We start from the raw sequence: 12,562 nt of genomic DNA, 5'->3' as shown, positions 1-12,562 counted from the left end.
AACACGAAGAATACTGATCTCTGCACGCACTCTGCTGGACTTAATAGCCGCCTGCTGAGCGGATCACTTCAGCATCTGGCCTGTATTTTTGCAAAAGCTCACGCAGTGAGTTCATCAGCACGCTAGTATCCACGCCAACTGCAACAAACTCTGTTCCCAGCTCCATATATTGCTGCGTCGCTTCATGCTGGGTCGACAAGATGCCTGCAGCTTTGCCTGCGGCGCGTATGCGCTTGATGGCATCAATCACCGCTTTTTGCACTTCAGGATGATTAGGATTGCCTTCATAGCCCATAGTTGCAGAGAGATCAACTGCGCCAATAAAGATGCCATCAATGCCTTCAACCTTCAAAATATCTTCCAGATTTGCCAGTCCGGTTACCGATTCAATCTGAATCAGCAGGCAAATATTTTCATGCGCCTGTGCATAATAGTCTGGAATACTGTTCCAGCGGGTAGCGCGCGCCAATGCTGCGCCTACTCCGCGCACGCCTAAAGGCGGATAGTGTACAGCTTTGACCATCAGCTCAGCTTGCTCTACGGTTTCGACCATGGGAATCAGCAAAGTCTGCGCCCCAATATCCAAAAGCTGCTTAATCAGCTGCACGCTGCCTATAGGCGGACGCACCACAGCCTGAGAAGGATAAGCTGCAATGCTTTGCAGCTGCGACAATGTCGTTCTTAAATCACTAGGCGCATGTTCACCATCAATCAGCAGCCAGTCATATCCTGCATTGGCCGCAATCTCTGTTCCATAGGCATCTGCAAGGCCAACCCATAAACCAATTTGCTGTTGGGTTTTTAATTTGCGCTTAAAGTGGTTGGTGTAGTCAATCATATACTTGCTCAATGCTGGATGAGGTATTGCATTGATTAAACCCCTTTTCAGCAAAAGTACCAATAGCGAAAATATCTTTCCTGATTGAAATGAACTATCAATGCGTAGCCAAAGCCCTCACATGCTTTCGTCATGCGGCGCATGCATGCGTTTAGACGGTTCTTTTCAACTAAATAAAATTTAAGTTGAATGAAAATTCTTCTAATCTATTATAAGATTGGCCCCGGTAAGATTAAGATAAAGCAAATTGATTGACGGAGACTGCATTCATGGATGTGCTGAGCATTTCTAAAAACCGCTATACCACCAAAGCCTATGATCCAACTAAAAGAATTCCACAGGAACAGTTTGAGCGCTTATTGCAGATTCTCCGTTTAGCTCCATCTTCGATTAATATCCAGCCTTGGCATTATTTCATTGCGGACAATGATGCGGCGAAACAGCGTATTGCCAAATCGCTGGTCGGGAAATATGCCTACAATGCACCCAAAGTATTGGATTCTTCACATACGATTCTGTTTTGCACCAAAGCCGATATTACAGAGCAGCATTTAGATAAAATCCTGAACCAAGATGATGTGAATGGCCGTTTTAAAGACGAACAAACCAAACAAGATCAAAAGAATGGCCGTGCAGGTTATGTTGACTATTACCGCAATGAAAAAGGCGATGTTCAGCGCTGGGCAGAAAATCAAACCTTTATCGCTTTAGGGCAAATTCTTTTAGCTGCAGGAATTGAAGGCATTGATGCCACCCCGATTGGCGGTTTTAATGAAGATATCATTTCAGAAGAACTTAAACTGGCTGAACAAGGCTTAATTCCTTCTGTGCTGCTGACTTTAGGCTACCGCAGTGAAAATGATTTCAATGCAAAGCTGCCTAAATCCCGTTTAGTGAAAGAAGATATTTTCACGAAGCTCTAATCTTTATAAAAAAGCGATAAAAGGGGGAACATTTCCCCTTTTTTGTCATTTCAGGACTTATTTTTTAAACAATAATCGAGTATATTTTGCGCAAATACAAAATAGGTCACTGATTATGCCTGTTGCGCCAAAATTACCCATGAAATTTAAATGTACAGCATGCAAAACCGTCTACATGCATAAATACAATTCAGACGCTTTCCTCAATTACCCGACTTGCCCGAATTGCCAGCATGCCGGCCAGCTGCAAGGCACAATTGAAACGCATGATTTATTCAAATATCCGCTGGCGATTGCAAAAAGCTATTTCCAAGACACTGCGCTGCGCTTCAACCGCTAAGCCTGCCTAGAGCTATCCCTCTTTTTGTTAAATAAAAGATATAGCTCACACTTGAAAGCCAAAAGCCTAACCGCTCAAAAGCTTTCAAATTGCACACCTAACATCTTTTCTAGCCTGTCTGCATGATGGGCTATTTTATGGCGGCGTTCAAAAAATATCCCGTTTAAATCAATCCTGTCAAAATTCCATCCCGCAGCATGCGGTATTTCAAATACATAACAAATGCTGTCCTGTGCATTGCTTATATTTTAACAATACAGAGTTTTGCATGGTTTCGATTGAGCGCTGTTTCTATGGCGCTGAATATCTTCAAAATCTGTTTTAACCCTGCCTTATTCGGCCTGCCGATAAAATTTGAATGTATAAAGCCTGCGATTAAAGCCGCCCACATCACGGCTCTTTAGAGAAGCATCAATCCCTGACCTGCACACATGCTGAAAGCCATACCGCATTCACTTAATGTCATCACTTTTCCCTGCAGATTGCAGAAAGTTCCTTCAGCCGCCAATCCAGAAAAACCGATAACGCCTGCTATTGCAGGCTTTATCAACATATTTTAAACATCTGCCACGCTGTGGAGTGAATCAAATCATGGCATAAGCTAAGCACAGCACACTGACAATCCCCAGACACAGCCCCAGCGCCGAAACTGCCTTTAATTTTTCTTTAAAGATGATTAAGCCGCTGAGTACACCGAACAGCACCACTAAAATGTTCATGCCCGCAAAAACAATCGCAGGACTGTCTTTCAGCAGCATATGCGCTTTCACATACAGCGCAATATTGGCAAAATTTAAAATGCCCAGTCCGAATCCTGCCAGCATATTTTTAAGCGAACCCGTGCTTTTATAGCGTACCGCCGTATATAGCAGCGACAGAATAAAGGCATAAATAAAGATGAGGTTTAGCGCGACTGAAAACTGCACCCCTAAGCCAGTCGTATATTTCAGCAGAATATCAATTAAGGCATAACCGATCCACACGCTGGCGATGTATATAAAAGCCTGCGGCTGATCAGACCATCCATCTGCTGTACGATGTGAAATGAGAATGCAAAGCACACTGCCGATTCCCAGCACAATGCCAAAGATCTTCAGCGGATTAAACTGTTCCTGGAAAATAAAATACGCCGCCGACAAAGACAAAACAACGGACAGCCTTTGGGCAATTTCAGTTTTCAGAATGCCTGCGGTTTGCAATGATTTTGCTAGGCATAGAAAAATGGCAGGCAATAAAATGCCTAAAATTAAAATCAGCCACCAAGGTGTTTGCTGCACCGAAATATGCTGCAAATCAGGTTTAAACCACAGATAGCATAAAATGCTGGCTGCAGCGTAATTCCATGCAATCATCTGAAAGGTGTTATAGCCTTTTTCCTTGCAGATTTTCAGCAGAATAGAGACTGCAACGCTGCAGAGTGCAGCGGCAAAAATCAGTTCCATGACATGCTCTTTTCATTGAATCAGCGTTTCAGCGCTGTATTTTCTATTGCTTTGACAAAGAAAAGCCCACTTCAGTGGTGGGCTTTTCTTCAAAAATAATCTATGACGGATTATTAATAGCGTTCAACCATTTTCTCTAAAGAAATTGGACGAATTTTGTCAGCATTGCCCGCAGTGCCAAATGCTTCGTAACGGTCAACACAGATTTGCTTCATGGCTTCAATCGTTTGAGCAAAGAATTTGCGCGGATCAAATTCGCTTGGTTTTTCAGCCATCATACGGCGCATTGCACCTGTAGACGCTAAACGCAAATCGGTATCAATGTTGATTTTACGCACGCCGTGCTTGATTGCATCAACCAATTGTTCAACTGGCACACCATAAGTTTCTTTGATGTCGCCGCCGTATTGATTAATCACAGCCAGCCATTCTTGCGGCACAGAGCTAGAACCATGCATAACAAGATGCGTATTTGGAAGCGCCGCATGAATTTCTTTAATGCGGTCGATTGCCAAAATGTCGCCTGTAGGCGGACGGGTAAATTTGTATGCGCCGTGCGATGTACCCACCGCAATTGCTAAAGCATCGACATTGGTATCTGCAACAAATTGACGCGCTTCCTCAACAGAAGTCAGCAGTTGAGAATGATCGAGCACGCCTTCTGCGCCTACGCCGTCTTCTTCACCCGCCATACCTGTTTCAAGGCTGCCTAAACAGCCGATTTCGCCTTCTACAGATACGCCGCATGCATGCGCCATCGCCACTGTGCGGCGTGTCACATCTACGTTGTATTCATAAGAAGTCGGTGTTTTGCCATCCACACCTAAAGAACCGTCCATCATCACTGATGAGAAGCCAAGCTGAATAGAACGCTGGCAAACGTCTGGGCTTGTGCCGTGGTCTTGGTGCATTACGACAGGAATGTGTGGCCATTCTTCAATCGCAGCTAAAATCAAATGACGCAAGAAAGGCGCGCCTGCATATTTACGCGCGCCTGCTGAGGCTTGCACAATCACAGGTGAGTTTGTTGCATCTGCTGCAAGCATAATTGCGCGCATTTGTTCTAAGTTGTTTACGTTAAACGCTGGTACGCCGTAAGCATGTTCGCCGGCGTGATCCAAGAGCTGGCGCAATGAAATAAGAGCCATAGTGTCCTCCCAGGTAATGCGACATATTCTACATGTACAATGATTTCAAATCAGCATCAAAAAGCCGTTTTATAAAAAAAATCCCCGCATATGCAGGGACTTTTAAAATAAAAACAACAATTAGCGCGCAGCAGATGCAGATTCAGCATCAGCTGTGGCTTCATCAGCCGGCGCATTGGCAGCTTCAGCAGGAACATCCTGATTTTTTTCGTCCAGTACCGGCTTATCCAAGGCATCAATTGCAGCCTGCTGTTCTGGTGTCGTCTGTGCATTATCTGCTGGCGCAGAAGCCTCTGTTTCAGTTTTAGGGGCTTCTTCTTTTTTAGAACATGCTGTTAATGCAAGTGGGGCAATTAATAGTGCAGCAAGTGCCAGTTTAAGCTTCATTCGTTTTCCTATCTGAGGTGAGTTAGAAGTAACTGCAGAAAATTTTATTGCAGTTATATTTCATTTTGATGACTAAAAAATGAATCACTTCACGCCGGCTGAAGAACATAAAAAAAGGCTGGACAAATGCCAGCCTTTTTCTATTCAAAACTCAATGCTTAACGTGCAGCATTTATAATTCTGCACTTAGCATTCAGCACTTGAAATGGAGTATTACGCGCGCTCAAGCAATACCGCAACTGCTGGTAAAGTTTTGCCTTCAACAAACTCAAGGAAAGCGCCGCCGCCTGTAGAGATATAGCCGATTTTGTCAGCCACTTCATATTTGTCAATCGCTGCCAAAGTATCGCCGCCGCCAGCAATAGAGAAGCCTTCAGATTCAGCAATCGCTAAAGACAATGCTTTTGTGCCTTCGCCGAATTGATCCACTTCAAATACGCCTACTGGGCCATTCCAAAGAATGGTTTTTGAAGTTTTCAAAATCTCTGCAAACGTTTTTGCTGTTTCTGGGCCAACATCCAAAATCATATCGTTGTCAGCAACATCTTCCACTTTCTTCACAACTGCTTTTGCCGCAGCCAATGAACCGAGGAAATCACCGAAGTCGATTTCTGAAGCATCGGCAACTACAACGTCTGTAGGAAGCGGCACAGCCACTTTAGCCGCAATGGCTTTGGCTGTATCGATCAAATCGTGTTCGCACAATGATTTGCCTACATTGAAGCCAGCTGCCGCCAAGAATGTATTGGCAATACCGCCGCCGACAATCAATTGGTCACAGATATCAGACAATGAAGTCAGCACATCTAATTTAGTCGAAACTTTTGAACCTGCAACAATGGCAACCATTGGCTTTTCAGGTGTTTTTAGCGCACGGCCTAAAGCATCCAATTCGGCTGCCAATAATGGGCCAGCTGCGGCTACTTTCGCTAAGCGCGCTACGCCTTCAGTTGACGCTTCTGCACGGTGCGCCGTACCAAAGGCATCCATCACGAATACGTCGCAAAGCGCTGCATATTTAGCAGCCAGCTCTGGATTATTTTTCTTTTCACCTGCATTGAAACGGCAGTTTTCAAGCAATACAACTTGGCCTGGCTGAACTTCAACGCCATCTAAATAATCAGTGAATAATTTCACGTCTTGGCCCAAAGCCTCAGTTAAGTAAGCAGCAACGGGGGCCAAAGATTGTTCAGCTTTCGGTTCACCTTCAACAGGACGGCCTAAGTGAGAATAAACCATTACAGCTGCGCCTTTTGCCAAAGCAGCTTTAATTGTTGGCAATGCCGCACGTAAACGCGCATCGCTGGTAATCACACCGTTTTTAACAGGAACGTTAAGGTCTTCACGAATAAGAACACGCTTGCCTGCTAAATCAAGGTCAGTCATACGCTGAAAGTTCATGTATAGCTCTCTTTATTGATATCAAAACGCGGAGATTTTAAATGATTATGCAGAAAAAGGTTAGCTTCTTTTGCAGAAAAGGCATCGAAAGCCAAACTTTTGCTATCATAGTCAAAAGCCCCTTAAAGATTCAGAGCTTATGTCTATTCATCCAGATCCAAATATTAACCGTTTAAATGTTTTAGGCGAGCCTTTGGCCAGCTGCTGCTTTGATCCGATTACCGGATATTTCCGCAACGGCTTTTGCCACACCGCCGCCACCGATCTGGGCCAGCACACCATGTGTGCAGAAATGACTTCCGAATTTTTAAACTTTTCTCAAAAAGCGGGCAATGATTTAATCACACCACTGCCTGAAGCCGGTTTTCCAGGCCTGCAGCCAGGAGACTTCTGGTGCATCTGTGTGACCCGTTGGGTGGAAGCATACCAAGCCGGCATTGCCCCGCCTATTAAAATACAAGCATGTCATCAAGCCGTACTGTCTTATGTGCCGCTTCATGTACTCATGGAATATGCAGTGTAATGAATACTCAAAAAATCATTTTGGCGTCCAGCAGCCAAACCCGTAAAGATTTAATGGACCGCTTACGGATTGATTACCTGTCTATAGTGCCTGATATTGATGAATCGCCGCGCGGTGAAAGCCACGCCGATGATCTGGCCATGCGTTTAGCTTTAGAAAAAGCCAAATGCATTGCCGGACAGCATCCGGATGCGATTGTCATTGGTTCAGACCAAGTGGCTTGGCGTGAAGGCGCGCCGGATATTTTCATCGGCAAGCCCCTCAGCCCGGAAAAAGCCGTGAAGCAGCTGCAGGCCAACTCCGATAAAATTGTGTATTTCAGTACGGCGCTCAGCGTGCAGCAGCATTCGACTGGCTTTGAACAGACGCTCGTCGAACACTATAAAGTTAAATTCCGCAAACTGAGCCTGCCGGAAATTGAACGCTATGTCGAAATGGAGCAGCCTTTGCATTGCGCTGGCAGCTTTAAGTGCGAAAGCTTAGGCATCAGCTTATTTGAAGAAATGATGGGCCATGACCAAACGACGCTGATGGGCATGCCGATGATCAAGCTGTGCAATATTCTGCGCCAGCTGAATGTTTTGGTGCCTTAAGCAGTTCACCGATCCGGCTTATCCACGGCAGATGCTGCTGATAAGCCGCCTGAATCCCTCTCCCCCCGATCCGCATCTCCCGTATTTTTCGATCTTCAAGCTGTACTTGCAGTCACAGTCAGTACAGGCGAAAATACCCTTGATTTTTTTAAGCAGTCAGAATAATGTCCCAGCCTTTAGACGTTCTTGGCGGAATCACCGCTGAACAATTCCTTGCCGAATATTGGCAAAAAAAACCACTCCTTGTGCGCAATGCGCTGCCAGAAATTGCAGGCCTGCTGGAACCGAATGACGTGATGGAATTGGCGCTGGATGAAAACGTCACTGCCCGCCTGATCAAGCAGAAAGACCGTGACCCAAATCAATGGTCTGTAAAATCATCACCCTTGCTGAAAGCCGATTTCCAAAAAATGCCGAAATTATGGACGCTGCTGGTACAGGCTGTTGACCATTACTCATTTGATCTGGCCGAAATGTGGAAGAAGTTTCCTTTTATTCCTCAATGGCGCCGCGACGACATCATGGTCTCTTATGCGCCTCAAGGCGGCTCCGTCGGAAAGCATTTCGATTTTTATGATGTCTTTCTTGTACAAGGCTGCGGCCACCGCCGCTGGCAGCTGGGTCAAATGTGCGATGCCGATACAGATTTCGCTGCAGGCCAGCCTTTAAAACTGCTGCCTGAAATGGATGTGCATTTTGATGAAGTGCTTGCACCCGGCGACCTGCTGTATGTTCCGCCAGGCTTATCGCATTACGGCGTTGCAGAAGATGAATGCCTGACTTTCTCGTTTGGTTTCCGCATGCCGAATGTCACGAATATGATGGACCGCGTATGCGACAAATTCTCTGAAAATGAGCTGCTGAAAAACCCGCTGCTGGATATCATCCGCGATCAGCAAAGCCCGATTGGTCAAATCACGCAAAATGAGCTGGAATATTTAAAAGAGAAAATTTTTGCGCAATTGCAGAACTCAACCATGATTGAAGATGCCATTGTCAGCCTCATGTCTGAGCCGAAATATCCTGAAAACATTCCAGAAGCCGAAGAAATCGGCACAGGCGATTTAGAAGACGCGCTGGAACAAGGCTATTTACTTATATTGGAACCGGCTTCCCGCCTGCTCTACACCGATCAGGAAGATGAACTGCTGTTTTGGGCCAATGGCGAAAGCATCTGCATTTCAGAGCAGTTTGCGCCACATTTGAAAAATATTGCAGACGGCCAAGCCGTTGCGCTGGATGAAAATTTATTCGATCAGGATATTTTAGAAGATATCGCCATGCTGATGAATGAATCCGTGCTGATGCTGCTGCCTGCAGAATCTGAAGAATAATCCTGATTCAGCGAAACCAATAAAAAGAGGGCTCAGGCCCTCTTTTTATATGCGCATGTTGCAAGCTGGCTTTAAAAACACCTCGACCCTGCTCATGACAAATCAATAATCACAAGAATTTCTGTTAATCCTTTTTGCGATTGAATGCTGACTTGCCCGCCCATCCGCTCGATACGGCTTTGCATACTGCGCATTCCAATACTTAAACCATTCTGCTTCACTAAACTCACATCAAAACCAACGCCATTGTCTTGAATCACGAGTTTTAACTGCGCCGGGGCAGTATATTCCATGCTGACTTTGACCCGTGTCGCCTGACTATGCTTCAAAACATTGGTCAAGCTCTCTTCTACAACGCGAATTAAATTCAAGCACTGCAGCGCGGACGGTTTAGTTTGCCAATCTGGGGCAATCTTCCATTCCGCCTGCATATCCATTTCATCCATCAGCTGGCTGAAACGGTGGCGTACTGGCGCAATCCAAATTAACGGATTTTCTGGAATTTTACTGCCTTCTACTGAACCGCTGTCAATAATTTGACGCAAGTCATCCCGCATCAGCTTCAGCATTGACAGAAACTGCTGATTTGGAATTTCTTTATCACACTGATCCACTAAAATCATGGAGCGGACGATAGATGAGCCCAATCCATCATGCAGGTCATGCGACAGCTTCATTCTTTCCTGCAGGCGCGCATTGCTCAATTCCAAACTATGCTTATCTGTTAAGCTTGCGCTTAAATCGCGGCTCACCTGCTGTACCTTTGCAGACAGCTCTTCATTGAATTTTTCTATTTTTTTAACATTTTTGCTTAATCTTGCACTCAAAATCAGCACGATAAACAGCGTAATCAAAGGCGAAGTATAAGGCAGTAAAGGCGTTAAATCACCACCCTCCCAAATAAAAGCCATTCTGACGTCATATAAAGAACAGCACACAATTGCAGTCATGCAGATCGCCAGCAGGATATAGTCTCCCCGCCTGACTTTAATTGCCGTAATGCAAAGGTATAAATAGACCATCAAATACATGAAGCAATACAGCAAAAATACAGCATCAAAAAACGCTTTCATCTGCTCAAAAGAAACGGTTATGACAGCTAAAATCAATGCGGCGGTTAAAATCCAAAAAAACCGCTCCAAGGCTGGTTTTTTTACCTGAATAAAACGCAGCAAATACGTGCAAAAGCACATTATATACAGCATAAAAGCAATCAGATTGAATCTGGCCGACATCACTGAACTGGAAAAGACCGTTGTTTCTGTCGAAAGGATATTGGCAATAAAAATAATCCAAATCACAGAACTGACAGCAAACCAGCCAAAACTCGATTCAGAACGGCGGAATAGCCAAATAGCCGAACAAAATACACACAGCGTAGCGGATAGAATCAAATTGATTTGAAACAGCGTACGTGTATTCCAAACCCTTTTTTTATTTAAATCATAAGCATTAATGACATTATCAAATTTTAAATTACCAACACCTGCGCTCATGGCAGAATAGCCAACAACATAAATAAGAATTTCATTTTCACCTTTTTTTAATCCGGATATTGGAATTGCCCAAAATCGTGGCATATTCCAGCTTTTAGATAAAGGCTCATGTAAATGCTTATCTTTCCAGAGCACGTCGCCATTTAAAAAAATGGCGCCCGCAGTACTGATATAGCTGATGGAAAATGCGATCGGTTCCGCCAGCCTTGCATTATCCTTGCAAGACCAATTCCATTTCAGCTTATACCATGCACCGCCGGAATAATTGGGCCATGTTTTATACCAATTGTCAGGCAGCGAGCTTACCGCTTCCCAGCCCTTTTGCGGCAATTCTAAATGAGATGATGTTTTGACTTTGCTGATGCTGTTGATCTTTACTTGGCACTGGCTGTTGATTGCATAGGAAATACTGGATGCGCTGCTGAGCGTACTGAACAGGCAACATATGCAAATACAGCAAAAATATTTCCATAGTGCCATTTACAGAATTCCCAATGATCTTGCAGCGCTGACCGCCTTGGTTCTTTTGGTCACTGAAAGTTTACGGTATATATGCTTAATATGGCTTTCTACTGTATAACGCGAAACGAACAGATTCTCGGCAATTTCACGGTTGCTTAGGCCTTGAGCAACCAAGCCCAGTATTTCCTTTTCACGTATTGTCAGCAGGCTTTGCTCAGTGTCTACGGCAGTGTTTTCAGCAGCGGCTGGGGTGTCTATATCAGAAACGGCAATTTGCTTGAGGATTTCGCGCGCAATAAATGGATCAATAGGCGCACCGCCACGTAAAATACTGCGGATTGACAGCAAAACCTCCGCATCATCACGCTCTTTGAGCACATAGCCTGTCGCGCCTGCTTTAATCGCGCCGAATAGGCTTTCCTGCGTACTCCATGCAGAAATCACTAAAATGAGGGCATTGCTTTCAGATGAACGGATTTTTTCAATAATTTCTGTGCCATGCCCATCCGGTAAACCCAAGTCAATTAAAGCCAGTGAAATAGGCTGCTGCTGTAAAATATCAAAAGCTTCTTTTACATTTTTCGCAAACAGCAGCACATCATCAGCATAGCCCAATTCAAGCAGAATTTTCCGCAGCCGCAATTGGATGATTTCTTCATCTTCAACCACCAGAACTGGTACCGGTAAAACCACATCCATAGCGACATCCCCTAATTGCCAACAAAAGTTTCTAATTTTATGCAATTAGAAAACTGCAGCATATCCCTATTTCTAAGTATATTTCCAGATATTCTTCAATTAAATCATGCGAACCATGCTAAATCTAAGTATTTGTATCCTCAGCAAATATCATTTGCACGGCGCACGGCCTGACCATCAATCCAATTAAGCGCCGTATTGCTGTTTTAAATATTGCACAATATCTGCTGATTCAAACAATTTCACCCCTGTGTTTGGATCTGCCAAGTACGGCACTTGCACATTGTTTCCCATGATTTTTAAAATCTGCTCACGCTTTCCGCCAGCCAAAGGAATATATTTGCCAGGCTTCAAACGCAGCACAGCCAAGCCTTGATCCTGCCAGCGCTCTTTCGCCACATTATGAAATGTGTAAGGCAATTCCAGCTCAGACAATTCAGCGCGCACAATGCGGGTATAAGGGCTGGCTTCGAAACCCCATAATTCTAGAAGCTGTTTTGGCGCCTCCCGCTGCAAAACCGCCTGATTCACCCAAACGCCGCGGGCGCCATTGACAAGGGTTCCGGCAAAGGCTGCAACAGGAATTTTAGGATAGCGGGCATACTTGCGCGGTGTTTTCCCAGAGTGCCCATAATGCTTAAACAAATGATGAATGATGTCTTGCGACTCATACAGCTGATCGCCAGTATTTTCATCAACTAAAAATGGAAACTGCTTTTTACCGCCCAGTTTTTTCATTTCCTGGCGATAGCGCTGCCCGCCTTTCGGACAGGGATAAACATCATAATCCAAGTTCAGCACCGTCAGCACTTCACGCACTCTGCGGCAAAATGGACTGCCTTCAAACTCATAGAGCCTTAATTTTTTTTCAGGCTGAATCGGATACGGCGTACCGCTTGCGCCACGCCCGCCTTCGGCCAAACTGGACAATAAAGATTGCGCGACTTTCATTTGATGTTTCAGCATAATTATTTTC

General features: G+C 44.8%; 13 protein-coding genes. 5 read left to right on the top strand and 8 right to left on the bottom strand.

Annotated features, from left to right (window positions below; genetic code table 11):
• Positions 1–40: 40 nt before the first annotated feature.
• The gene (hpaI, locus tag ACE3T3_RS07765) at positions 41–838 is read right to left on the bottom strand and encodes a 4-hydroxy-2-oxoheptanedioate aldolase (protein WP_374665663.1); all 798 of its coding nucleotides are present in this window, start codon (positions 836–838) and stop codon (positions 41–43) included.
• A 269-nt stretch (positions 839–1,107) separates the two neighbouring features.
• Here hpaI and nfsB point away from each other — a divergent pair, with 269 nt between their 5' ends.
• Together nfsB and ACE3T3_RS07755 are read left to right on the top strand one after the other, a co-directional pair.
• Positions 1,108–1,761 (top strand): oxygen-insensitive NAD(P)H nitroreductase, encoded by a 654-nt coding sequence (gene nfsB / locus ACE3T3_RS07760; protein WP_374665661.1) that lies wholly within the window; start codon positions 1,108–1,110, stop codon positions 1,759–1,761.
• A 175-nt stretch (positions 1,762–1,936) separates the two neighbouring features.
• Positions 1,937–2,101, top strand: coding sequence for a hypothetical protein (locus tag ACE3T3_RS07755; protein ID WP_374665659.1), 165 nt, complete (start codon positions 1,937–1,939; stop codon positions 2,099–2,101).
• A 584-nt stretch (positions 2,102–2,685) separates the two neighbouring features.
• Here ACE3T3_RS07755 and ACE3T3_RS07750 read toward each other — a convergent pair.
• The 4 genes from ACE3T3_RS07750 to ACE3T3_RS07735 all read right to left on the bottom strand — a co-directional run bounded on the left by ACE3T3_RS07750 (position 2,686) and on the right by ACE3T3_RS07735 (position 6,479).
• Positions 2,686–3,543: an EamA family transporter gene (locus ACE3T3_RS07750; RefSeq protein WP_374665657.1), complete on the bottom strand. Its 858-nt coding sequence runs from the start codon at positions 3,541–3,543 to the stop codon at positions 2,686–2,688.
• Positions 3,544–3,656: 113 nt separating this feature from the next.
• Positions 3,657–4,691, bottom strand: coding sequence for a class II fructose-bisphosphate aldolase (gene fba, locus ACE3T3_RS07745; protein ID WP_374665655.1), 1,035 nt, complete (start codon positions 4,689–4,691; stop codon positions 3,657–3,659).
• Positions 4,692–4,811: 120 nt separating this feature from the next.
• Entirely contained in the window at positions 4,812–5,078 is a 267-nt protein-coding gene (locus ACE3T3_RS07740; RefSeq protein WP_374665653.1) for a hypothetical protein, read from the bottom strand.
• A 213-nt stretch (positions 5,079–5,291) separates the two neighbouring features.
• Positions 5,292–6,479 carry a phosphoglycerate kinase gene (locus ACE3T3_RS07735; protein ID WP_374665652.1) on the bottom strand — a complete coding sequence of 396 codons (1,188 nt, stop codon included), beginning with the start codon at positions 6,477–6,479 and terminating at the stop codon, positions 5,292–5,294.
• Between the two features lie 139 nt (positions 6,480–6,618).
• Here ACE3T3_RS07735 and ACE3T3_RS07730 point away from each other — a divergent pair, with 139 nt between their 5' ends.
• From ACE3T3_RS07730 to ACE3T3_RS07720, 3 genes are all read left to right on the top strand, one after another.
• Complete coding sequence (locus tag ACE3T3_RS07730) at positions 6,619–7,002, top strand: DUF2237 family protein (protein WP_374665650.1); 384 nt, start codon at positions 6,619–6,621, stop codon at positions 7,000–7,002.
• Positions 7,002–7,595, top strand: a complete 594-nt coding sequence (locus ACE3T3_RS07725; protein ID WP_374665648.1) for a nucleoside triphosphate pyrophosphatase — start codon at positions 7,002–7,004, stop codon at positions 7,593–7,595. Before ACE3T3_RS07730 ends, ACE3T3_RS07725 begins: the two co-directional genes overlap by 1 nt.
• A gap of 164 nt (positions 7,596–7,759) precedes the next feature.
• A complete protein-coding gene (locus ACE3T3_RS07720) occupies positions 7,760–8,929 on the top strand; it encodes a JmjC domain-containing protein (RefSeq protein ID WP_374665646.1) in 1,170 nt (389 codons plus the stop codon).
• Positions 8,930–9,021: 92 nt separating this feature from the next.
• Here ACE3T3_RS07720 and ACE3T3_RS07715 read toward each other — a convergent pair whose 3' ends face one another.
• From ACE3T3_RS07715 to ACE3T3_RS07705, 3 genes are all read right to left on the bottom strand, one after another.
• Positions 9,022–10,905 (bottom strand): sensor histidine kinase, encoded by a 1,884-nt coding sequence (locus tag ACE3T3_RS07715; protein ID WP_374665644.1) that lies wholly within the window; start codon positions 10,903–10,905, stop codon positions 9,022–9,024.
• Positions 10,906–11,586: a response regulator gene (locus ACE3T3_RS07710; protein WP_374665642.1), complete on the bottom strand. Its 681-nt coding sequence runs from the start codon at positions 11,584–11,586 to the stop codon at positions 10,906–10,908.
• 186 nt (positions 11,587–11,772) lie between these two features.
• Positions 11,773–12,552, bottom strand: coding sequence for a glutathione S-transferase N-terminal domain-containing protein (locus ACE3T3_RS07705; protein ID WP_374665640.1), 780 nt, complete (start codon positions 12,550–12,552; stop codon positions 11,773–11,775).
• Between the last annotated feature and the right edge of the window lie 10 nt (positions 12,553–12,562).

Source organism: Acinetobacter sp. (genome assembly GCF_041919735.1).
GTDB lineage: Bacteria > Pseudomonadota > Gammaproteobacteria > Pseudomonadales > Moraxellaceae > Acinetobacter.
The sequence above is the reverse complement of the archived record's forward strand: the minus strand, read 5'-3'. Positions and strand labels throughout refer to the sequence as shown.